The organism is Clostridium sp. FP1, from assembly GCF_011065975.2.
Classification (GTDB): domain Bacteria; phylum Bacillota; class Clostridia; order Clostridiales; family Clostridiaceae; genus Clostridium_AD; species Clostridium_AD tagluense.
Window position 1 is genome coordinate 800,330 of record NZ_JAAMNJ020000001.1, and the last position, 22,895, is coordinate 823,224.

At 29.8% G+C, this 22,895-nt stretch carries 22 protein-coding genes; 20 read left to right on the forward strand and 2 right to left on the reverse strand.

Going from position 1 to position 22,895, the window contains the following annotated elements; all coding sequences use genetic code 11:
* Positions 1–56: 56 nt before the first annotated feature.
* The gene (locus G9F70_RS04070; RefSeq protein ID WP_164946442.1) at positions 57–554 is read right to left on the reverse strand and encodes a cupin domain-containing protein; all 498 of its coding nucleotides are present in this window, start codon (positions 552–554) and stop codon (positions 57–59) included.
* Positions 555–736: 182 nt separating this feature from the next.
* Here G9F70_RS04070 and G9F70_RS04075 point away from each other — a divergent pair, with 182 nt between their 5' ends.
* The 9 genes from G9F70_RS04075 to G9F70_RS04115 all read left to right on the forward strand — a co-directional run bounded on the left by G9F70_RS04075 (position 737) and on the right by G9F70_RS04115 (position 8,693).
* Positions 737–1,834 carry a TlpA family protein disulfide reductase gene (locus G9F70_RS04075; protein ID WP_164946441.1) on the forward strand — a complete coding sequence of 366 codons (1,098 nt, stop codon included), beginning with the start codon at positions 737–739 and terminating at the stop codon, positions 1,832–1,834.
* A 132-nt stretch (positions 1,835–1,966) separates the two neighbouring features.
* The gene (locus G9F70_RS04080) at positions 1,967–2,125 is read left to right on the forward strand and encodes a CD1871A family CXXC motif-containing protein (RefSeq protein WP_164946440.1); all 159 of its coding nucleotides are present in this window, start codon (positions 1,967–1,969) and stop codon (positions 2,123–2,125) included.
* Positions 2,118–2,948 (forward strand): 4Fe-4S binding protein, encoded by an 831-nt coding sequence (locus G9F70_RS04085; RefSeq protein WP_164946439.1) that lies wholly within the window; start codon positions 2,118–2,120, stop codon positions 2,946–2,948. Before G9F70_RS04080 ends, G9F70_RS04085 begins: the two co-directional genes overlap by 8 nt.
* Positions 2,949–3,291: 343 nt before the next feature.
* Entirely contained in the window at positions 3,292–4,311 is a 1,020-nt protein-coding gene (locus G9F70_RS04090) for a hypothetical protein (protein WP_164946438.1), read from the forward strand.
* Positions 4,312–4,334: 23 nt separating this feature from the next.
* A complete protein-coding gene (locus G9F70_RS04095; RefSeq protein WP_164946437.1) occupies positions 4,335–5,222 on the forward strand; it encodes an ABC transporter ATP-binding protein in 888 nt (295 codons plus the stop codon).
* Positions 5,223–5,225: 3 nt separating this feature from the next.
* Positions 5,226–6,002: a hypothetical protein gene (locus tag G9F70_RS04100; RefSeq protein ID WP_164946436.1), complete on the forward strand. Its 777-nt coding sequence runs from the start codon at positions 5,226–5,228 to the stop codon at positions 6,000–6,002.
* Positions 6,003–6,141: 139 nt separating this feature from the next.
* Positions 6,142–6,861, forward strand: coding sequence for a response regulator transcription factor (locus G9F70_RS04105; RefSeq protein ID WP_164946435.1), 720 nt, complete (start codon positions 6,142–6,144; stop codon positions 6,859–6,861).
* Positions 6,862–6,863: 2 nt separating this feature from the next.
* Positions 6,864–8,279: a sensor histidine kinase gene (locus G9F70_RS04110; RefSeq protein WP_164946434.1), complete on the forward strand. Its 1,416-nt coding sequence runs from the start codon at positions 6,864–6,866 to the stop codon at positions 8,277–8,279.
* 51 nt (positions 8,280–8,330) lie between these two features.
* Positions 8,331–8,693, forward strand: coding sequence for a YccF domain-containing protein (locus G9F70_RS04115; protein WP_164946433.1), 363 nt, complete (start codon positions 8,331–8,333; stop codon positions 8,691–8,693).
* A 188-nt stretch (positions 8,694–8,881) separates the two neighbouring features.
* Here the strand turns inward: G9F70_RS04115 and G9F70_RS04120 are convergent, their stop codons facing one another.
* Positions 8,882–11,110: a HelD family protein gene (locus G9F70_RS04120; protein ID WP_164946432.1), complete on the reverse strand. Its 2,229-nt coding sequence runs from the start codon at positions 11,108–11,110 to the stop codon at positions 8,882–8,884.
* Positions 11,111–11,506: 396 nt separating this feature from the next.
* Between G9F70_RS04120 and G9F70_RS04125 the strand changes: the two genes are divergently transcribed.
* The 11 genes from G9F70_RS04125 (at position 11,507) to G9F70_RS04175 (ending at position 22,844) form a co-directional block, all read left to right on the forward strand.
* The gene (locus tag G9F70_RS04125) at positions 11,507–11,953 is read left to right on the forward strand and encodes a hypothetical protein (RefSeq protein ID WP_164946431.1); all 447 of its coding nucleotides are present in this window, start codon (positions 11,507–11,509) and stop codon (positions 11,951–11,953) included.
* A gap of 561 nt (positions 11,954–12,514) precedes the next feature.
* Complete coding sequence (locus G9F70_RS04130; RefSeq protein WP_164946430.1) at positions 12,515–12,937, forward strand: hypothetical protein; 423 nt, start codon at positions 12,515–12,517, stop codon at positions 12,935–12,937.
* A gap of 434 nt (positions 12,938–13,371) precedes the next feature.
* Entirely contained in the window at positions 13,372–13,680 is a 309-nt protein-coding gene (locus tag G9F70_RS04135) for an ATP-binding protein (RefSeq protein ID WP_224617785.1), read from the forward strand.
* A gap of 259 nt (positions 13,681–13,939) precedes the next feature.
* Positions 13,940–15,262: an IS1380 family transposase gene (locus tag G9F70_RS04140; RefSeq protein ID WP_224617782.1), complete on the forward strand. Its 1,323-nt coding sequence runs from the start codon at positions 13,940–13,942 to the stop codon at positions 15,260–15,262.
* A 97-nt stretch (positions 15,263–15,359) separates the two neighbouring features.
* Positions 15,360–17,795 (forward strand): glycoside hydrolase, encoded by a 2,436-nt coding sequence (locus G9F70_RS04145; RefSeq protein ID WP_224617412.1) that lies wholly within the window; start codon positions 15,360–15,362, stop codon positions 17,793–17,795.
* A 293-nt stretch (positions 17,796–18,088) separates the two neighbouring features.
* Entirely contained in the window at positions 18,089–19,060 is a 972-nt protein-coding gene (locus G9F70_RS04150; RefSeq protein WP_164948001.1) for an aromatic acid exporter family protein, read from the forward strand.
* Positions 19,061–19,150: 90 nt separating this feature from the next.
* A complete protein-coding gene (gene dhaK / locus G9F70_RS04155) occupies positions 19,151–20,149 on the forward strand; it encodes a dihydroxyacetone kinase subunit DhaK (protein WP_164948000.1) in 999 nt (332 codons plus the stop codon).
* Positions 20,150–20,211: 62 nt separating this feature from the next.
* Complete coding sequence (dhaL, locus tag G9F70_RS04160) at positions 20,212–20,862, forward strand: dihydroxyacetone kinase subunit DhaL (protein ID WP_164947999.1); 651 nt, start codon at positions 20,212–20,214, stop codon at positions 20,860–20,862.
* Between the two features lie 3 nt (positions 20,863–20,865).
* On the forward strand, positions 20,866–21,255 hold the full coding sequence (gene dhaM, locus G9F70_RS04165; protein WP_164947998.1) for a dihydroxyacetone kinase phosphoryl donor subunit DhaM: 390 nt from the start codon (positions 20,866–20,868) through the stop codon (positions 21,253–21,255).
* A 142-nt stretch (positions 21,256–21,397) separates the two neighbouring features.
* A complete protein-coding gene (locus G9F70_RS04170; RefSeq protein ID WP_224617359.1) occupies positions 21,398–22,621 on the forward strand; it encodes a transposase in 1,224 nt (407 codons plus the stop codon).
* Positions 22,590–22,844, forward strand: coding sequence for a hypothetical protein (locus tag G9F70_RS04175; RefSeq protein ID WP_224617360.1), 255 nt, complete (start codon positions 22,590–22,592; stop codon positions 22,842–22,844). Before G9F70_RS04170 ends, G9F70_RS04175 begins: the two co-directional genes overlap by 32 nt.
* Positions 22,845–22,895 lie beyond the last annotated feature (51 nt).

Sequence of the window (22,895 nt, forward strand, 5' to 3'; positions counted from 1 at the left end):
TTCAGACCCTAATAGAATTATTTATTCCAGTAGGGTCTTTAATTATAAAATGAATTTTATTTTGTAAGCTTAATTATTATATCCTTATGTTGAGAGTATTTATTTAAGAGAGCATCTCTTTCAATTATTTCAAAATCTTTAAAGTCGAATCCAGGTGATACCATGCAGCCAACAAGAGAGTATCCTGGGCTATTCATAGCAGAACCAAAGATATGATTCTTAGGTACTAGGAACTGCGGAGTTTCTCCATTTTCTATATTAAGACCTAATTGCTTTGTAGTAAGTTCTCCATTTGGACTTATCATATATATTGTAAGAGGGGAGCCCGCATGGTAGTACCACATTTCATCTGATTTTAATCTATGAAAACTTGAAATTTCTCCATCTCTTAATAAAAAATAAATACTAGTCCAAAGTATTCTTTCACCTTCAAACTTAGTTTTAAGGTTATTGGAGCTAATATTTTCACAAGAGCAGAAGCTGCTTTTGTAAAAACCACCTTCAGGATGAGCTTCCATATTTAATGTGTCAATAAAGTATTGGGATGAGTACATAATTTATCTCCTTTGTTAAAAAAATTTGATTATATTTAATTATAATCAAATAGGTTAATAGTGACAAGGTTATTTGTAAGGTTTATTTAAGGTTAATGTCATCAAGAGATAAGGTTGACCTTATATAATGTACTTATAGCCTAAGGATAAAAATATGAGTTGTAAGTAAAGGAGAATTGATTATGAAAAGAAAATTTCTAACAATATTAATAGTAGGGGTGCTTTGTATATCTATGGTGGCTTGTAATAAGGAAACCAAAGAAAATTCAAAACAAACTCAAAATAAAACAAAACAAACAGAAACTAAAAAAGAAGATGCAGGAAAGAAATTTGAAAATTTAGGTATTGAATATAAATTACCAGATAAGTGGAAAGCAAAAGAGAAAAATATAGATTTACTTGGACTTGGTGGAGAAGAAAATATAATAGGACAGCTTATGTTTAGCTTTATAGCTACTGAAACTATGGACAAGATGGAAAAGTTAAATAAGGATTCACAAAAAATACCAGAAACAGACAAAGTAAAGATGGAAAAGTTTCAAACAGATCTTATGAATTTATTAAAAGAAAATAAAGAACTATGTACTATTGTAACTATAGACAAAAGTAAAACCGCAGGAAAAGTACAAAAAGAATTGTTCGCCAAGTTTAAAAATAAGGATTTATTAGGTAAAGAAGGTAACTTTGAAATTTATTTATTACATAATGATGTACCTGAGGAAAGTGGATTATCAGATAAATCTAAAAAAGATTTTAAAGAAGTATATGGAGAAATTAAGAATTTTAAAAGTTTGATTAAAACATCTAAACCAGTATCAGAAAAAGAAAAATTAAACAAATATAAGAAGTTTGAGTTTAAAACTAAAACTTTAGATGGAAAAGAAATAGATAGTAGTATTTTCAAAGGTAGTAAGCTTACTATGATAAATATATGGGCTACATATTGTGGACCATGTATACAAGAAATGCCAGATCTTCAAAAGCTTTATGAAGAGGTTAAAGGTGAGAAGATTAATGTGATTGGTCTTGTTTCAGATACACCTGACGAGGATAATGAAGAATTAGCTAAAAAAATATTAGAAAAAAAGGGCGCGAAGTTTACTAATATTATTCCTGATGAAAGCATTAAAAGTAATATATTGAAGGATGTTTCAGGAGTTCCTACTACATTATTTGTTGATAGCGAAGGAAATATTGTTGGAGACTTTATAGTTGGTTCACATAGTAAAGAAGACTATAAGAATGAAATTCAAGCTAGGCTCAAAAGTATAAAAAATTAAACATAGTTTAGAAATAACATACCTCACCTTATAACAGGTGGGGTATGTATGGTAATTGGGAAATATAATTTTAAGAGCAGAAATTTTATTATAAACTAATTACAGCAAATGAAAAATAAGGATGTGAATTATATGAATTCAAATAAGGTTAGTAAAAATCAAGGTTATATAAAATATGGGATTTTAATGATGAGCATCTTATTTATTTCTACTGGATTGTATAGGAATGAAGTGCGAATTGTATTTAAAAAAGCAATAAATATATGTTTGGAGTGTATAGGGATTGGATAAAAGAAGAATAACGCAAATTGTTGTAGCTATAACCACAAATGCAAATGTAAATGGGTTTTTAAAAGGCAACATATATAAAGGAACAACAAAGAAGGTTTGTGTTCCAGGCTTAAATTGTTACTCTTGTCCTGGAGCGCTAGGGTCTTGTCCTATAGGGTCTTTGCAGGCGGTTATAGGAACCGTAAAATATAATTTTTCATTATATATAGTTGGACTTATGTCTTTATTTGGTGTTATATTTGGTAGATTTATATGCGGGTGGTTATGCCCCTTTGGTCTTATTCAAGACTTATTATATAAAATACCTTCTAAAAAGATAAAAGTAAATGAAAAAGTGAATAATAGACTTAAATATTTAAAATATATTATATTGGCATTATTTGTTATAATATTACCTATGTTTTTAGTAAATGAATTTGGAATAAGTCCTCCATATTTTTGTGAATACATATGTCCAGCGGGCACACTAGAAGGCGGAATACCATTAGTTTTAATGAATAAATCACTAAGGGGAGTACTAGGATGCTTATTTGTATGGAAGATGTTTGTACTAATTAGTATTATTATTGCTTCAATAGTTATATACAGACCATTTTGTAGGTATATATGTCCCTTAGGCGCATTTTACTCATTATTTAATAAAGTGAGTTTTTACAAATATGAAATAGATAAAAACAAGTGTACAAACTGTAGTGCTTGTACTATAAAATGTAAGATGAATATAGAAATATATAAAAATCCTAATAGTGCTGAATGTATTAGATGCGGCGAATGTGTAAAAGTTTGTCCTACAAAGGCTATAAAAAAAGGATTTCGATTTTAATAGATGACATTTTCTTAAACTTGCCACTTGCCACTTAGGTGGCATTTTTTATTATGTAAGGTTTATTTAAGGTTAGTGTTATCAAGAGATAAGATTGGGGTTGTATAATGTACTTATAGCAAGATAAGATTTTAACGACATTTCAGAAGGAAGGTCTCCCACTTCTATAAGTGGGGGTCACATACTACAATAAAAAGAAAACTTCAGTGGGAAGTCTAGATCTCCTTCTGAAGTCGTTAATATTGCAGCACCGCAGGTGAGGATTTAACGGATGACATTCACTTAAACTTGTCACGTGGATTCATCTTATTCTAAGGTGGCACTTTTTATAAGGAGGAACAAAATGATATATTGGGAACTTAAAAAAATATTTAAATCAAGAACTGGAGTAATTATAGCAATAATATTTATTTTACTTTGCGGATCAATGGCTTTAATAAAACCACAGATGGAAACGCAGAAATCACATAGAAATGAGCAATATGATTTAATTAAAGATACAAGACCAGCCACGGTAATTGCACAAGAAAAGTTAGATGCAAAAATAGGCAATATAAGGGAAGCCGCAAATAGTCAGGAGAAAGATGATTTTAGTAAAGCTATGAAGGAAATATCTAATAAAAAACTGAAAAGTATTGAAGACACTAAGTATAGTGATGTTAGCTTCTGGAAGGTATTCGATTATAGAGCAACCAATACACTTATGGCATTCTTTATGGTGGTAATTCTAATCATGGTTTGTTGTAATATATACACGGATGAAATTGTGTCTACAGTAGAAAATTTGATTCTTACATCAAAAAATAAAAATAGAGCTTTGTATTCAAAATTAGGACTTGGAATATTAATACCAACAGTTTTATATGGGTTTTATCTAGTAATCCAATTTATAATAACAGCAGTCCAATATGGCCTGCCAATAAATGGACAACTACAAGCCATAAGAATAATAGACAACCCTATTTTAGTAAGAGATGCATATACTATAATTCAATTTATAATATTAAAGATAGGCATAATGATATTGATATTAGCTACACTAGGTGTAATTGCGTGTTTATGTTCATTTTTAACAACAAGCTCAATTGCAGCTACAAGTGGATTCTTGATGTTTATTATTATTCCAAAATTGTTAACAATGGTAAAAGTAATTCCAGGTAATGTTCAAATGGTATTAAATAGTATTAATTTTGTAAATTTACTATTCTATTTTAACCAGTTTGCAGGCGTATATTATGGAAATGTAAAATTCTTTGGGATGAACTTTGACTTAATTAATCTTTGCCTTGGAATATTGGGAATGACTATAGTGGCAGGAATTACAATGAGCATAGTGTCATTTAAAAAAGTATTAGTAAAATAATTAAAATTAGAGGAGGAATAATTATGAATAAGCTTGAGATAAAAAATTTAACAAAAAGCTTTGGAAAAAAGAATGCAAACAATAATATAACACTTACTTTAGAAAATGGTGTATATGGACTACTTGGACCAAATGGAGCAGGTAAAACTACATTAATGAAACAAATAGTAACATTAACAAAGCCTACAAGTGGAGAAATTCTTTATAATAGGAAAAGTATTTATGAAAAAGAAGATGAGTATAGAAATATTATTGGATACTTACCACAAGAATTTGGTGCATATAAGAATTTTACAGCAAAACAATTTTTGGAATATGTGGCTGCATTAAAGGGAATAGACAAAAACAGTGCTTCCAAAAAAATTGACGAACTACTAAACCTTGTTGGCTTATATGAGGTTAGAAATAAAGCAGTTGGTAAATTTTCCGGTGGTATGAAAAGAAGAGTTGGAATTGCACAAGTATTATTAAATGACCCTCAAATAGTTGTACTTGATGAACCAACAGCGGGCCTTGATCCTCAAGAAAGAGCAAGATTTAGAAATCTTATAGCTGAAATATCAAAAGATAAAATAATAATACTATCAACTCATATTATTTCAGATATAGAAGCCGTAGCAAGAGAAACTATAATGATTAAAAATGGTAGCGTTATAATAAAAGGAAATCATAAAGATATATTAAATGGCATGAATGGAAAAGTATATAAGATTACAACAAACAAAGAAAATGAAGTTATGGATATACAAAGAGATTATAAGGTAGTTAACCTTCAAAGGGGTGCGGATATTACAGAGCTCAGAGTAGTAAGCGATAAAATGCCTCTATATGCATCAGCGCAAAGCATAGAACCAAGATTTGAGGATGTATATATGTTTTACTTTGATTTAGAAAATACTAGGGAGGTGTAACTTATGGGAATTCTTATAAAATCAGAAATAAGAAAAATGTTATTAAAACCAAGCATAATAATAACTTGGATTGTTTTACTTTTATTTTGTAAAATTTTAATTAGGCCAGATATAGGTGCAGAGGTTTGGGCAGATGTCTTTAGTAAAATTTATGGAATTGTACCACTTATAGGATTAATAACATTTATGATAATTTCAGCTACATATACACTTGAATATAGCTCTAATATGAATGAGCTTATCAATACAACCCAAAATGGAAAGAAAAAGGTTGTAATGGCAAAATGGATTGGTGCAGGCATATCAACATCAATAGTTAATGTATCAATAGTACTTATAATATATATAGATGGATTAATAAAATCAAATTTTAGTGGTTTAGACTTACCATTAAAAGAGCTTTGGTATTTTGGAAATAGTGGTTCAAACATAACTGTATTGCAAATGATGATTATACTTATAATAACTGTTATAATAGGTTCATTCTTTTTCTCAGAACTCGGATTATATCTATCAGCGATAAGTAAATCAGCTTCTATACCTTTTATTTTTGGGGGTCTACTTATGGGAGTGCCACATATACTAAGTGGTATATTATCTCAAGGTGGATACGCAAAATATTTTGGGGTAACTCCACTTTGGGGAATGATGTCATCAGAATTAATAAGATACAAGGTTCCAATGGCATTAATAATAGTTCAAATAGTAATAGTTATTGCTGGCTTTGTATTTTTACCAAAGGTTACCTACGGAGCATTTATAAAAGAAGGAAAAAGATAATAAGTTAGTTTTTATGGTATTATATAGTTAGAAACTTAAAAATATTTCAAAAGACTAAACAATTAATAATTGTCTAGTCTTTTGAAGTATTTAAGACAACATCTTTATGTGATGATTTAATTTTTAAGAGGTGGTAATTATGGAAAATATAATTAATAAAAGTAAAATACTAATTGTTGATGATGAAGAGGATATATTAAAACTTTTATCTACTGTACTTAAAAAAGAGGGTTTTGAAAATATATATACTGCAGCATCGGCAAAAGAAGCAATAGATTTAGTATCGCGTTTAGACCCAGATATTATTCTTTTGGATATAATGATGCCTGATAGAGACGGATATGATGTATGCAAAGAGATAAGAAAGACGTCTAGAACCCCAATTTTGTTTATGTCGGCTAAGACTGAAGAACTAGATAGGATTTTGGGTTTTGCTTTAGGGGCTGATGATTATATTACAAAGCCTTTCAGTCCAAAAGAGGTTGCATATAGGGTAAAGGCTCATTTAAGAAGAAATAATTATATTGATGAAGATAAGACCGAAAAAGGCAAAACCATAGTTTTTGGGCCTTTTGAATTAAATGAGGAAAAGATAGAGTTTAAAAAGAATGGTGAGTCAATACAGTTAAAAGCAAAAGAATTTAAGATGTTAGCTTATATGTTGAAAAACCCAAACCAAATCCTCAGCAAGGAAAAAATCTGCAGTGGAGTTTGGGGAGAAGATTATATAGGCTTTGACAATACAATTATGGTTCACATAAGAAGACTCCGAGAGAAAATAGAGGATAATCCTTCATTGCCAAAATATATAGTTAATATTAAAGGTCTAGGATACAAATTTGTTGTAAAGGACGAATAGATATGAAATGGAAATTAATAGCTAGATTCATGTGGACTGTGGTTTCTGTAGTTATAATTGTAATGATTATAAATATTATTGCAATTTTTTCTTTTGCAATTCATAACAATAATACGAAAAACACCATAATAGAGAAAAAATTAGAAGGTTTAGGGGCAGAGGATTATACTAGAAATTTTAGTGAATATATTGTAGGTAATAAAGAAACTATTTCTGTGGATAATAATGGGAAATTAAGTTTGAGTAACAACGATATATGGATACAGATATTAGATGAGAAAAGCAGTGAAATATATAGTTATAGAAAACCAAAAGGTAGAAAAGAAAGTTATACTCCTTTTCAATTGATCCATGAATATAAATATTCGGATGAAAAAGCATTATCAACTATTTTTGTAGGTGAAAAAAAAATAGAAGGGCGTGCATATAGCTATATAGTAGGATTTCCACGTGTTAAGGTTGAAAGACAAGTATTTACTATTAGCATGAATAATTTTGTGGAAACTATCCGTAGAACTATTTATAGCATCTTAGTATTAGACGTACTTATTGCATTATTTTTTGCATATTTGTTCTCGAGAAGGCTTACTAGACCTTTAAGTAATATAATAAATGGGGTTCTAGTATTATCTGATGGAAATTATAATTTAGAATTATCCGAAAAGGGTATATATACTGTGGTCTATCGAAACCTAAACAACCTTTCATCAACACTTAAGAGCAATGAAATAGAAAGAAAAAAACTTGATAAGATGAGAGAAGAATGGATTTCAAATATGTCACATGATATTAAGACACCTCTGGTATCTATAAAAGGATATGCGGAACTTTTAAGCAGTGATGATTATGATTTATCAAAAGAAGAGGTAAAACAGTATTCAAAAATAATAGACAGTAAGGCCAACTATATAAAAGAGCTTGTAGATGATTTGAATTTAACAACAAGATTAAAAAATAAAGTATTGAAGTTAAACAAGAAAAAAGTAAATATGGTCAGCTTGGTACGAAATGCAGTAATTGACATACTAAACGACCCGAGTAACGCTGATGTAGATATTGATTTCATTTGTGAATATGAAGATATAGAAGCTTTTGTGGATGCTAGTCTTATAATGAGGACTATGAAAAATTTAGTATATAATGCAATAGTTCATAATGAAGAGGGCGTAAATATAAAAGTATCCGTTGAAAAGAAGGATAAATTGAAAATTGTTATAAGTGATAATGGAAAAGGAATAAGACCGGAAGAGCTAAACCATATATTCGAAAGATATTATAGGGGGACAAATACCGGAAAGGGACATGAGGGTTCAGGGCTTGGGATGGCTATTGCAAATGATATAGTAAAAGCACATGATGGAGAAATTAAGATACTAAGTGAGCTTTACAAGGGTACAGAAATAGAAATCTATTTATAAACAAGTATTTTATTTAAAGCTTTTTTCAGCATATAAAAATGGAGGTTTACGATGAATTTTATAGGTAATATTATTTGGTTATTATTTGGCGGGATAATTTCAGCTATTGCATGGTTTTTAGCAGGATTAATTTTGTGTGTGACAATTATTGGAATACCCTTTGGCATTCAATGCTTTAAGATTTCAATATTTGTATTGTGGCCTTTTGGAAAAGAAATAGAGCTTGGTAATTTTGGGGTTGGAGGATTGATTTTCAATGTGATTTGGATAATTTTTTTAGGCTGGGAACTTGCCATAGGGCACCTTATTACAGGTTTGATTTTTTGTATAACAATTGTAGGAATACCATTTGGGCTTCAGCATTTCAAATTTGCTAAACTTGGGCTTATACCTTTTGGAGCTGAAATACAATAGACATAAATTAGCGCTCTATTATTTATAGAAAATTAAAGAATTATTAATTAATGGAGGCTTTTTATATAAAAGGATATTAATAATGTAAGAGAAGATACATGCTTTAATTAGTATGTATCTCCTCTTATATGATTTAACACCTTTCAACGCAAGAACATCTATATTAAAACCATGATATTCAAATAATCTTAAATAAATTCACTTTTTTCTCCAGTATAATAAATAGCAAGCTGATGTAGTGCTCTTGTGCAAGCTACATATAGAAGATTTCTATCAAACTCACTGTTATAATTGTCTTTTGAAACATTGCACACAAGTACTACATCAAATTCTAGACCTTTTGATATATAAGAAGGAATAGCGAGGGTACCCTTTATACTTTCAGTATTTTCTGTATTTAACAATTTAATATTAGTTAAATTAGATAGTTTTTTTTGAACCAATAGTGTTTCTTTCTCTGTTTTACAAATAACTGCAATAGACTCATAACCACGACTTTCATAGTTATGAATATCTTGGATTATAGCCTCATAAAGCAATTCTTCATTATCTTTAAATATAATTTGTGGCTCTGATTCATGTCTCTCAAAGGAAACAAACTCCTGCTTGCTATTTAATATTTTCTGAGTAAATGCATTAATCTCCATGGAAGACCTAAAACTTTTATTCATAGAAAGCTTTATGCTCTTTTTCTTGCAAAGAATTTTATCTATATCATCATATATAGATTTATCACCACGTTTTTCGAGGGTTTGGTTAAAGTCACCGAGTACTGTAAACCTAGCTCTAGTAAATAGAAGATTGAAAACTTCATATTGAAGTGGATAATAATCTTGGGCTTCATCAATAACAACCTGCTGTATAGCTGAAAACTCGCGACTGCCGTTAAGTTTTAGTTTAATATATAAAAGGGGAGCGCAGTCTTCGTAATTAATATAGCCTTTATGGAGACTTCTAGTGGTTTCGAGTATCATTTGATCTATATTTTTAGGCAGTTCCAATCCATTGGAAAGTTTTAAAAGAAGTCCTGTTTTATTAAAAAGTAATTTATACAAATCCGCATAATCAACCTCCGTAAACTTATGAAGATGTCTCATTAATACCTTAGCTTCTTTAATTGCCATTAATCTACTAAAAGATCTTATTTCTAATTGATGGGAAGCTCCATTTTCAACAACCCTCTGAATTTTCTCCAGCCTTAATTTTCTTAAAGGGTGGATTTTATTAAGCATCATACTTTCAATTCTTTTAAGTCTTCTTGATATTGGCAGATCCATTTTACTGTTTAGAAAAAGATTATTTAGCTGCTCCTTTGTTTCAATAATTTTACCATCATAATATAAGTCCTCAAAATGAGTTAATTTATGCTCATAATAATTTATTAATCTATCCAAGATAGTTACAAATGTTTTAGAGCCTTTAAATTTAGTGTTCTCCATTTTTATATTTAAATTTTGCTGATTATCGTTAATAATCAAAAACTCAAGTTGCTGTTTTCTACTTTCAAATATAAATCTATTATCTAAAAAGTCAACTACAATATTGTCAAAAGTAGTTTCTTCTACGTTTTCCTCACCCAATTCGGGTAAGACTCCAGAAATATATTTGCTAAAAACAGAACTAGGAGAAATTATAATAATATTGTTGGAATGTATCTTTGATTCCATACCAACATAAAGCAAATATGCAATTCTATGTAGTGCTATAGATGTTTTACCGCTCCCAGCTACGCCTTGTACAATCAGAAGCTCATTTTCGGTATCTCTAATAATTACATCTTGCTGCTTTTGAATGGTTTCAACAATATTTTTCATATTTGAGGAAGAATTGTGGCATAACACTTCTTGTAGGATTTCATCATTAATTGTTATGCTGCTATCAAAAAAATACTTAAGCTTAGAATTCTCAATTTTATATTGCCTCTTCATAAAAATATCACCGGAAATTACTCCAAAGGGAGCATTATAAGATCCTTTACCAATTTCACATTGATAAAACATACTTGAAATAGGGGAGCGCCAATCGTATATCAAAATTGAACTTGTATCATTATCTATTAAATTATAAAGACCAATATAAATCTGATCTGTATCATCATAAGTATCTTCTTTAAAATCAAACCTTCCAAAATAAGGGGAGTTTAAAATCCGTGTATACTTTTTTATTCGTTCTAGTGTTTTTTCGTAATTATAGTTTTGACTATCAACTTCGGAAAGATGTTGAAGCATTTCTGGAATTCTATCAAAATCATTTGAAGAATGAACAGATTCTTGCCACATTTCTTTCCTTGAAGAAATAAGATTCCTTTTCCTGAAGGTTATGTCATATTCATCTTTCTCTAATTCTTTTTTTAGAAAGTTAATCGTATCATCAAGATATAACAATTCTTCTTGATGATTTAATTCATAATCATTCATTTTATCACGCTCCTATGTTTTTTTGTAAAAGCTATTGACATACGCATTCATTATGTGGTACAATAAAAGTGACATATGGAATATACTTAAGAATAGTATATCTACATTCAATTATATCTAAAAATTTTATTTAAGTAAAGCTTTTACGTGATTTTTTTTATTTTTATTTTAGTGATAACATTTTAATTACAGAAATATAGAGGACACTTAGACAATGTCATTAAGTTAAGAGATTGAAACAATAGTTTTAAAACAGAGTATGTTTAAAAATACATACCCTGTTTTTTTATATAATTTCCAGAGAAATTCCAGGGAATTTTCAAAAAAAACTTGACAAATAGTAAAAAAAATGTGGCGAAGCCCCTTAATTACAAGGATTTTTAAGGAGGCTCACTCATGAATGAATATGCAGATTTAATAAAGGGAAAATTGGACACTGTGTTAGCTGAAATGCATGAAAACTCGAGGCTGTTTGTTAACGACCCAGAGAAGGATTTTACTAGAAAACGAAAACTGTATTTCAAAGATATGCTGAATATTTTACTTTCTATGGGAGGTAATAGTCTGAAACTTGAACTCATGAAATATTTTTCATATGATACTGAGACGGCCACTTGCTCAGCTTATATTCAGCAGCGTGAAAAGATTCTTCTAGAAGCACTTGAGTTGATTTTTCATAGTTTCACATCATCGGCAGTTAATCCTAATTATTATGATGGTTATCGAATCTTAGCGGTTGATGGTTCAGATTTATGTATTACACACAACCCAAAAGATGAAGAAAATCATTTTCATGCTACTGAGAATGCGAAAGGCTACAATCTTCATCACCGCCTAATGTAGAAGCACTTATTCAAAAGAATATATTACCTATACGAAATGGAAGAAGAGACCCTTGCAAAGTCAGAGCCAAATCGTCAGTTAGCTTCATATATAGAGTAGCATAAATAATCACTATTAAAAATATTTTTTGACGGAGAGATGTCTCTGTCTTATTTGCATGCCTAAAAATAAGAGATGTAAAAGAAAAAAGCCAATCGAAAGCATACATACTTTCAATTGGCTATAATTCTATTTGTCACAAGCTGGTTAACTTAATGACATTGGGCACTTAGATGCCTTTTTTTTGTTTGCATTAATCAAAAAACTTAATTCTCATCCCTCCATATATTCATGCATTTATCTTACTATATTTTTTAAATTTACATTATTCTACGCTTGTTAACATATATATATAATTATAATTCCCTCCAATAATCTTTACATTTACTTTTAATCCTAATATATAACAATATTAGTCTTATTTCGTTAGATGAAAGTCGAAATAAGACTAATGCTTTTGTTTGACTTTATGGGTTTTTTAAACTAATATGTAAATATAACAATTTAAAGGGGGAATTTTCTATGAAAAATTTCAAATCGATTATTTTATGTAGTTTTATCGCACTAGGTCTTTTATTTACAAATGTAACACCAGCAAAAGCTGCTGAAGGACATGATGGTATGTCTGTTGCTATAGGCGTGAATAATTATCAAACAAATCCATACATGAATCAGCAGGTATATCCTAACAAAATACGCGTAAATGAAAAATTTAGTGCATTTGTTTTAGTTGTTGATCAGGGACATGATATTAGTATGTCGTATGGTACCGATGGTGCTAATGGTTTCCAAAATTATAATAGTAATGGTTGGGAAAGCACTAAAATGCAATCTTTCTCAGAAGTTTCATTCTCAACACCTGGAAGACACCTTATTTATGCAACTATGGCTTGTAAACAAACTGGAACAACTAAAAGCGTATCATTTTATATTGATGTAATATAAAATTAAAATACTTAGATATATTTATATAAATATATCTAAGTATTTTTATCTTTATAACTTTTCTGTTTTGTTGCATATATAAGGTGCTAGGATAAAATCCAAGCTGCTTATAAAAAACATATCGTTGATTCATTCTCCTGGGACATAGTTACTCCAATCATTTTACAATTCATTTCCTTCATCCATTCTAGTAATAAACCATTCTTAACAAAAAAACATTAGTACTAACTACAGATAAGTATTAAAGTATTATTAAAACCACATTATATGCTAAATAAGGTTAAAGGTATAAATGTTATAGAGAGAATACTTATCTTTTGCTATAATCTAAATAAAAGCTATAGTACTAAGTTGTAAAAAGGGGAGGTTTAATTGAATATACTAATTGCTGATGATGAAAAACTGAATATATTATTTGCGCAGATGAGGAAGGGATTGATATTGTATTAAATAATTTAATTACAAATGCAATAAAGTATACTAATAATAATGAGGTACAAATAGAGATATTTAAAGAAAACAATAATATAATATTTTCTATAGTGAATGGATTAGAGGAAAGTAGTGGAGAAAAATTAGAAAATATATGGGATCCTTTTTATGTGCTTGAAAAATCAAGGAGTAAAGAACTTTCTGGTACAGGACTAGGTCTATCTATAGTAAAGAAAATATTAGAAAAATATAATCTCAACTTTGGGTTTAATGTAAAAGAAGATAAGATTGAATTTTATATAATATTTTAAATATAGATTTTGTAACATTGGTGTAACATTTCTATAGTATTTTCTTTATGAGGTGATTTAGTTGAAAAAAAGAATATCATTATCCCGGATTATCCATGCAACACTAAAAAGCTATGACTTACATAGCTAAAACACTGTATTCTATAAACTTTTAATTTTTCATGAAAAAAGTGATAAAAAAGTATATGCAAAAAGCCTCAAATTTGTTATGTTTAAGTTGACAAAACAAAACACAAAAACAAAGGAGAGACTTCTTACAATGAATAGTGTAAATGAAAAATCATTAGAATTCAACAAAAAAATTAAAATAGATTTTGAAGGTGGAAATTTAACATCAGATGCAGGGCTTTTATTATATAAAGAATTTGATGAAAAAATCGGCTTTAGTAAAACAATCAAAGAAAATATTTGTATTATAGATAGCTCAGCTGACGCTAGAACACATAAAAATGAAGACATTGCGATTCAAAGAATATATCAACGAATCGCAGGTTATGATACTGATGATAATGCCGATGAACTTAGACACGATCCTACTTTTACCAATATACTTGGTAAAGAATCATTAGCCTCTCAACCAACAATTTCTAGGTTTAATAAAAGGGTTACTGTTGAAACATTAAAAAGCCATGAATATATTAATGAAACGCTACAAGATAAAATTTATTCAGTTAGAATGCCAGAGCATATTATTTTTGATATAGATTCTACGAATTTTCAAACCTATGGTGATCAATATGGTTCAGATTATAACTCTCACTATGGTTCAAATGGATATCATCCACTATTAATGTTTGATGGGCTGACAGGTGATTTAATTAAAGCGGAGCTTAGGTCAGGAAATGTCTATACTTCAAGGCAAGCAGTAAGATTTATAGGTCCTGTGCTTAAAAGATATGTGAATAAATATCCTAATACTACAAAGGTTATAAGAGGCGATAGTGGATTTGCTACTCCTGAGTTATATAAAATTTCCGAACAACTTGACACACTTTATGCAATAAGATTAAAGGTTAACTCTACATTATACAAATCAGCATGTGAATTTGCTAATGAAATGTCTAAATTGTGCAAAAGAGACTTTTGCTCATACCATGTTGTTTATGGAGAATTTAAATATAAAGCATCAAGTTGGGAAAAAGAGCGTAGGGTGGTTGTAAAAATAGAAAAGCCAGAAGATCAAATGTGCTATAACTATACGTTCATTGTTACAAATATGACATTACCTCCAGAATCCGTGGTTAAATTCTATTGCAACAGAGGTACTATGGAAAACTTTATAAAAGAAGGTAAACTCGGATTATCTTTTGATAAAATGAGCAGTACTACTTTTATAGCTAATGCTAATAAGCTTCAAGAAATGGTGCTTGCATATAATTTTAACAATTGGTTTCGAAATCTATGCTTAGATAAAACACCAATGAAAAATATGACAATTGAAACTATTCGCACAAAATTAATAAAGATTGCAGCAAAAATAGTGAAAGGTGGAAGATATCTAAAGTTTAAATTATGCAGCAGTTGCCCTTACAAAGAAGTATTTTTTAATATATTAAATAGAATTTTCTACATACCTATATAGGTTCATTTGATTTAATAATTCATTTGCAAAACTTAATAATTTAAATAATATGATTAAAACAAATTGGTGAAGTGTATACTTTTTAAAATGTAAATATATGTATAATCATATTTTATGTGATTTCTATCCAGGAAACGCGATTTTTGTAATGAAAATAAATAATAAAACTCAAATTCTATGTGTTTTTAAAATTAAACCCATAAAATTTAAGTTCATGAATAATCCGGGATTATTTTTAGTAGCGATAACAGTAACAACATTATTTACAGGTTGCAATAAAGCTATTTTAAGTAATAACAAAGTAGTTTTAAGTAGTAGTAAAAGTAATACTATGGTTGAAAATTTAGATTTTAAATTTAAAGTCCAACCTGAAACATTTAAGGTAACAGTAGAATCTAATGGAACCACAGAAACAGTATCAGAACCCTTAGAAAAAATGGAAGTATCAAACTTAAAGAACAATGGAGATAAAATATCTTGGAGTTATAAAAAGAAAAATATTGATGTGCAAATTCAAAAGAAAGATAAGTATTTAGATGTATCCATAAAATCCAGTATTAAAGAGGGTGAAAATAAATTTTCATGGCCCAAAGTAACGGGAGAAGCATATATGCTTCCATTAAATGAGGGCAAGTATATCCCAAAGGATGATAAAGTTTGGAAAGAATATTTAAATGATAATGAAATGAAAACTTTAGAGTCTTTTTCTATGCAGTTTTTTGCGTCAAGCAAAAAGAATTATTCCTTATTATATATAATTAACAATCCTTATAATAATGAAGTTAAATTTGATACTAAGCAAAATATTAAATTTACTTTTAATCATGAATATCCTTCAATAAATAAAAATAAGGATTATGGGTTTAGAATTTATCTAACTAAGAATAATCCAGTAGATATAGCTAAAACTTATAAAAACTTTATTGCTGGACAGGGAAACTTTAAGTCTTTAGAGGATAAGGCTAAGGATAATAAAAATATTGAAAAGCTTTATGGAGCACCACATGTTTATTTTTGGGATAGGTCAGCAATATCCCAGGAAAATATTAAATGGAATAAGCTAAAAGGAAGAATTCCACAAGATTTAAAACTTTGGATGCAGAAGTTACTAAAAACAAAGGTTGAAGATGGTGGAGAGCTAGCTACTGTTTTTAATGATATAGATTCTTTAGAGTATATTGATAAATATACAAAAGATAGGATTATAAAAAGTTTTAATTCACTAGTACAGTTAAAGGAGTTTTACAATCCTAAGCTATTTGTGAATTTAGATAAAAAGAGTAAAGCATTGATAGGAAAGGACATAAATAAGTTAAATCCATTAGAATTAATAGATTTAAATAAAAGTTTATTAAAATCATCTTTAGGAGATGCAGTAGATCCTATTGAAAAATGGGCAGATGCAAATACTGTTAATGTACTTTATGATATGAAAAAGTCAGGTATTGATAAAATGTGGGTAGGATTAGATGACTGGCAGGAAGGCTTTTTAAATCCAAAATTAGTTAGTGAGGCAAATAAACTGGGATATTTAATAGGTACTTATGATTCTTATCATTCAATTCATAAGCCAGGAGAAGAAAAGTGGTCTACAGCAAAATTTTCAGATACATCTCTTTATGAAAATGCCACTGTAACCAATAAAGAGGGTAAGAAGATAGAGGGGTTTAATGGAACGGGAAGAAAATTAAACCCAACTCTTGCTATGCCAAGTGTAAAAGATAGAGTGTCATCTATTTTAAAGACTGGGTTAAAGTTTAATTCTTGGTTTTTAGATACAGATGCAACAGGAGAAGTGGTGGATGATTATTCTAAAGCGCATCCTACAACGCAAGCAGAAGATATAAAGGCAAGAATAGAAAGAATGGAATACTTTCAAAAACAGTTTAATATGGTGGTTGGAAGTGAAGGCGGAAATGATTTTGCAAGTAAATCCATAGCCTTTGCTCATGGCATAGAAACTCCAGCCTTTTCTTGGATGGATAAGGATATGAGTAAAAATAAGGATAGTGAATATTATGTAGGAAGATATTATTCAAGTAATGGAGGAGTAGCAGGGTTATTTTCAAAGCAGGTACCCATAAAGGATAAATATAAGAAGCTATTTATAGATACTGCTTATACAATTCCATTATACAAGTTAGTTTATAATGATTCAGTCATAACTTCTCATTGGTGGGGTTTTGGTACATTAAAAATAAAAGATGAAGTGAAAAATAGAATGTTATATGAGATTTTATATAATGTGCCACCACTTTATCATATTGATAAAAATGAGTGGAATAAGAATAAAGAGATTATTGTAAAACATACGAAGACTTGGTCTGATTTTAGTAAAAAGGCAATTACTATGGAAATGACAGATTTTAAAATTCTATCAAAGGATAGATCCGTTCAAATGACTAAATACGGAAAAAATTTAAAGGTAATAGCTAATTTTTCTAATAAAGAAGTTAATGCTTATGGAGAAAAAATTGCTGCAAAATCTCTTATTATAATTGATGGAAAAAGTAAAATTAAATATACCCCATAAAGGACTAAGCTCTAGCTTATAAATTATATGTAAGCTAGAGCTTTTCAATTTAAAAATATAATATTTCCGTGTTTATATATGCATAACTATTTCTAGAATAAACTGTGAAAGTTAGATGTGCAGGTTGACAGTAATTTAAGCATATATTACTATGTTACAAAGCAATAAAAAATTAGATTAGAGCTATAAAAAAATTTCCTCAAAGTATAAGGAAAGACGTTATGTAGTAATGAATAATTTAAGTGTAAACAAAAAATATACCATATTAATGGTGGTAGGAGAACAGTTGAGAAATGATAAAATATATACAATCGAAAACAGTTAAGATAACCTTGTCTGCCACAATAGCAATTATCATATCAAATTATTTGGGATTAGAATTTGGTGTAACTTCAGGTATAATTGCAATATTAAGTATTCAAGATACAAAGAAAGAAGCACTATTAGTTGGGGGTAAGAGAATAATCTCATCTGCGGTGGCTATTGCTTTATCTTTTATGCTATATATGTTACTTGGAAATAATCCTATAGTGTTTGGATTATTTTTATTTATATTTATACCAATAACAAATATCTTAAAAATAAATGAGGGGATGGTTATTGGAGCAGTATTATCAACGCATCTTTTAATAAGTACAAATATTAATATTTCTTGGATTATAAATGAAATAGGGTTAACTATAATAGGTATTGGAGTTGCAATGGTATTTAATCTATTTACAGCACCACTCGAGGAGAATTTTGAAAAGAATAAAGAGAAGATAGAAGAGCAATATAGATTAATATTATCAGATATGGCAAGGAGTTTAGTTACTCAAGCTGTACCAATTTATGAACAAGAAGTGATTTTGAGTATAGAACAACTAATTGTAAGTACTAAATTGATGACACAAATAATAAATAATAATAATTTATTTAAGATCAATAATTATTATGTAAGCTATATAGATATGAGAATGACACAATTAGATGCAATAAAAAGAATGAAAAGACATTTTTCAAGGTTCTATATGACCTATGAACAAACTAGAATATTATCAGAGTTTACTGAAAATGTTGCAATTAATATTCATGAAGATAATGATTGTATCGAACTTATAAGTAAACTCGACTTACTTAGGAGTGATTATAAAATGATGGAACTACCGAAAAATAGGAATGAATTTGAAAATAGGGCGTTGCTATTTCAATTTTTAAATGATTTAGAGGATTTTTTAATTATTAAAAAAGAATTCAAAGAATCTATTGATAATTTATACAGATAAAAAATATTGAATGCATTGGAGGAATGCTCATTATTATGTAGAACATAAAAGGTATACTAAGCTTTATTTATTAAATGGAGGCGATTATAGATGAAAAAACTAATTAATAACCCGGAATTTGTTGTTGAGGAGATGCTGGAAGGTATACTAATGGCACATCCAGATTATGTTAGAAAACTTGAAAATGCAGATGTACTTGTTAGAAAAAATTCGCCTATATCAGGAAAAGTTGCATTAGTTAGTGGGGGAGGAAGTGGACATGAACCAACACATGGCGGATATGTAGGAATTGGAATGTTAGATGCAGCAGTGTGTGGTGCAGTATTTACATCTCCAACCCCAGATCAAATATATGAGGCTGTAAAAGCAGTCCATGGTGGACTTGGAGTTCTCCTAGTAGTCAAAAACTATACAGGAGATATAATGAATTTTGAAATGGCCAGTGAAATGGCTGAGATGGATGGAATAAAAATTGCAAGCGTTGTTGTTAATGATGATGTAGCAGTTGAAAATAGTCTCTTTACAGCGGGAAGACGCGGCATAGCTGGAACTGTATTTGTTCATAAAATAGCTGGGGCAAAAGCAGAAACGGGAGCAAGTCTTGAGGAAGTTAAGGCAGTAGCTGAAAAGGTAATAGCAAATGTAGGAAGTATGGGAATGGCGTTAACCCCTTGCATAGTTCCTGCAGCAGGCAAACCTAATTTTAGTTTAGCTGAAGATGAAGTTGAAATTGGCATGGGTATACATGGGGAACCAGGTACGCATAAAGAAACTCTTAAACCTGTTGATGAAATAGTAGAGCACATGGTTTTGAAAATATTAAATGATATGCCAATGGAGCCAGGGGCGCAAGTTGCAGTTATGGTTAATGGACTTGCAGCTACACCATTAATGGAGCTTTATATTGTTAATAGAAAAGTTCATAAGATCTTAGAAGAAAAGGGTGTAAAAGTTTATAAAACATTTGTTGGAGAATTTATGACCTCTCTTGAAATGGCAGGATTTTCTGTTACATTATTAAAACTTGATGATGAATTAAAGGTTCTATTAGATGCACCGGCAGATACACCAGCGTTAAAAGTGTTATAGCATAATAATGCCTCTGATGACTTAAAATCAAAACACTTTAGTATATAGGGGAGGTAATAAGGATGAGTATTTCAGGATTACAAGTAATTTTAATATTAAATAAAATCGCAAATGTAATTGAAGAAAATAAGAGTTATTTATGTGGGCTAGATGCAGCTATAGGTGATGGAGATCATGGAATTAACATGAATAAGGGCTTTAATGCTGTTAAAGAAAAATTAAGAGGCGATAATGGATGTGACATTGGAGAAATTCTTAAAAATACGGGAATGGCATTAGTAACAAACGTAGGAGGTGCATCAGGACCACTATATGGCACAGCATTTATGAAAGCTGCGCTAGAAGTTAAAGGAAAAGCAAATATAGATATTGAAGATTTTATTAAAATATTAGAGGCAGCCTTAGGCGGAGTTTTGATGCGAGGAAAAGCGGTTAGCGGAGAAAAGACAATGATAGATGCAATAGCACCAGCTATTGATGCTATGAAAGAAGCTTTAAAGGCGGGATTAGTGCCAATAGATATTTTAAAAGCTTCAAAAGATGCAGCAATAAAGGGAGTGGAATATACAAAAACTATAATTGCTACTAAGGGAAGAGCTAGTTATCTTGGAGAGAGAAGTATCGGTCATCAAGATGCAGGCGCAACTTCAAGTTATTTGATATTAAATACTGTTTATGAAGGAGTAAAAGACATAAAAGAAGGATTGGTGTGATATATGGTAGGAATCGTAATAATTTCTCATAGTAGTAAAGTGGCAGAAGGCGTAAAAGAGTTAGCACTTCAAATGGCGGATAATGCGCCTATTGTAGTAGCTGGTGGTACTAGTGATAATGGGCTAGGAACAGATATAGAAAAAATTATTTTGGCAATAAACAAAGTATACTCAGAAGACGGTGTAGCAATATTATTTGATCTTGGTAGTGCATATATGAATGCACAGATGGCTATTGAAACTCTTTCAGATGAAATGCAGAAAAATGTTGTGATTATTGATGCGGCTTTAGTTGAGGGAGCTATTGTGGTGGCAGTGGAAAGTAGTATTGGTAAAAAATTAACAGAAATTCAAGAAGCGGTTAAGGGTTTATGTCTTCATAAAATGCCATGAAATCAACAAAAAGACTGTATTGGAAAATTCCAATACAGTCTTTTTTTTATTATATAGGAAACAGCTTGCGGAAGCCGCTGTGGATAACATTCTAGCTAAAAGATATATAGAAAAAATCAGATAAATATGAGATGATTAAATCATGAGAAAAAATAAGATTACCATAAAACAAATATTTGAAGATAATTATTCAAAGTTTTGGAAATTGAATAAAGAAAAGTATCCTGAAAAGATGAGAGAACATATGAATATCGAAGTAATGAAAATGATAGGATGTGGAGATATTTCATTAGGTTTTGTTGCGTACATATGTTTAAAATGTCTGGAAGTATTTAAAATAGGATTTACATGTAAAAGTAGGTTTTGTAGTAAATGTGGTAAAAAATACATAAGCGAATGGGTAGAGAAACAAGTAAGTAAAATCTTGGATGTTCCACATAGGCATTGTGTTTTTACGATACCGACTGAGTACAGAAAATATTTTTTTTGGAATAGAGAGAGTCTGAAAGACCTGCAAGACATGGTATATGAGGTTATAAATGAGTTTGCAAATGGTGTAAACTATAAAAATAGAGAAGAATATAAAAAGAAGAAAAGAAGCAAAAAAGGTGGAGTGCTTTGGCAAAGTGGAATGATTGGCGTAGTGCATACTTTTGGAAGGAATATAGGGTTTAACCCACATGTGCATGCATTGGTTCCAGAAATAAAAACAAGGGATAATGAAGTTAAGGATATGGAATTCTTTGACTATAAATATTTTAGAAAAGTTTGGCAGTACAAATTAATAAATTATATGGTTAGTAAAAACCCAGATAAAAAAGCAGAGTACTTAAAAATGTTCAAAGATTATCCTAACGGATTTTACATAAATGCCAAATCAAGAATGAAAAGTGCAAGAGGTGCAGCAAGATATATCGGTAGATATTTAGCAAGACCTGCGATAGCAGAATATAGAATACTTAGCTATGATGGGAAAAATGTAACGTTTTGGTATAAGAGTCATGAAACTAATGAGAGAGTAGAAGAAACAGTTACGGCACAAGTGTTTATAGGCAGGTTACTAATGCATATATCGCCTAAATATTTTAAAATGGTTAGATTATATGGAGTATATGCTGGAAGTATAAGTATAAAGATTAGAAAATGTTTTGGTTTATTGCAATACATAAAAAGTGGGCTTAAAGCAATTCAGTACACATTAAAAATAAATTGGAAAAAGGAAATAAGAAAAATGAAGTATAGAGAATTAATGATTATTAATTTTTCTAAAGATCCAGGGAAATGTTCAAAATGCGGTCAGCTAATGGAGTTATTCCAAATTTGGCACAGAAAGTATGGGTATATTTATGATATGGGAACGTATTAAAAGGATTTTTAAAATTAAAATGGATGAAAGGGAGATACCATTTCAAACAGAGGGGCCCGATAAGATGATACTTTTTAAATGTAAGAAATGTGGGTATGAAGAAGAGGTACCAGAATTTGTTGCGTTTGAATGTTATACACCTGAGGAATTTGACAAGAAGAGTGGTAGTCCTATTGTTCTATGCCCAGAATGTGATGCAAATATGATAATTAAAGGACGATGAAATTATCATATTTGCTTGGCATAAGGGTTTTTACTCGACCGTAGGGAGATT

What these genes read in the sequence shown, in the direction of transcription:
- G9F70_RS04070 (WP_164946442.1), bottom strand. Translation starts at nt 554, where the DNA reads ATGTACTCATCCCAATACTTTATTGACACATTAAATATGGAAGCTCAT.
- G9F70_RS04075 (WP_164946441.1), top strand. Translation starts at nt 737, where the DNA reads ATGAAAAGAAAATTTCTAACAATATTAATAGTAGGGGTGCTTTGTATA.
- G9F70_RS04080 (WP_164946440.1), top strand. Translation starts at nt 1,967, where the DNA reads ATGAATTCAAATAAGGTTAGTAAAAATCAAGGTTATATAAAATATGGG.
- G9F70_RS04090 (WP_164946438.1), top strand. Translation starts at nt 3,292, where the DNA reads ATGATATATTGGGAACTTAAAAAAATATTTAAATCAAGAACTGGAGTA.
- G9F70_RS04095 (WP_164946437.1), top strand. Translation starts at nt 4,335, where the DNA reads ATGAATAAGCTTGAGATAAAAAATTTAACAAAAAGCTTTGGAAAAAAG.
- G9F70_RS04100 (WP_164946436.1), top strand. Translation starts at nt 5,226, where the DNA reads ATGGGAATTCTTATAAAATCAGAAATAAGAAAAATGTTATTAAAACCA.
- G9F70_RS04105 (WP_164946435.1), top strand. Translation starts at nt 6,142, where the DNA reads ATGGAAAATATAATTAATAAAAGTAAAATACTAATTGTTGATGATGAA.
- G9F70_RS04110 (WP_164946434.1), top strand. Translation starts at nt 6,864, where the DNA reads ATGAAATGGAAATTAATAGCTAGATTCATGTGGACTGTGGTTTCTGTA.
- G9F70_RS04115 (WP_164946433.1), top strand. Translation starts at nt 8,331, where the DNA reads ATGAATTTTATAGGTAATATTATTTGGTTATTATTTGGCGGGATAATT.
- G9F70_RS04120 (WP_164946432.1), bottom strand. Translation starts at nt 11,110, where the DNA reads ATGAATGATTATGAATTAAATCATCAAGAAGAATTGTTATATCTTGAT.
- G9F70_RS04125 (WP_164946431.1), top strand. Translation starts at nt 11,507, where the DNA reads ATGAATGAATATGCAGATTTAATAAAGGGAAAATTGGACACTGTGTTA.
- G9F70_RS04130 (WP_164946430.1), top strand. Translation starts at nt 12,515, where the DNA reads ATGAAAAATTTCAAATCGATTATTTTATGTAGTTTTATCGCACTAGGT.
- G9F70_RS04140 (WP_224617782.1), top strand. Translation starts at nt 13,940, where the DNA reads ATGAATAGTGTAAATGAAAAATCATTAGAATTCAACAAAAAAATTAAA.
- G9F70_RS04145 (WP_224617412.1), top strand. Translation starts at nt 15,360, where the DNA reads ATGTATAATCATATTTTATGTGATTTCTATCCAGGAAACGCGATTTTT.
- G9F70_RS04150 (WP_164948001.1), top strand. Translation starts at nt 18,089, where the DNA reads ATGATAAAATATATACAATCGAAAACAGTTAAGATAACCTTGTCTGCC.
- dhaK (WP_164948000.1), top strand. Translation starts at nt 19,151, where the DNA reads ATGAAAAAACTAATTAATAACCCGGAATTTGTTGTTGAGGAGATGCTG.
- dhaL (WP_164947999.1), top strand. Translation starts at nt 20,212, where the DNA reads ATGAGTATTTCAGGATTACAAGTAATTTTAATATTAAATAAAATCGCA.
- dhaM (WP_164947998.1), top strand. Translation starts at nt 20,866, where the DNA reads ATGGTAGGAATCGTAATAATTTCTCATAGTAGTAAAGTGGCAGAAGGC.
- G9F70_RS04170 (WP_224617359.1), top strand. Translation starts at nt 21,398, where the DNA reads ATGAGAAAAAATAAGATTACCATAAAACAAATATTTGAAGATAATTAT.
- G9F70_RS04175 (WP_224617360.1), top strand. Translation starts at nt 22,590, where the DNA reads ATGGGTATATTTATGATATGGGAACGTATTAAAAGGATTTTTAAAATT.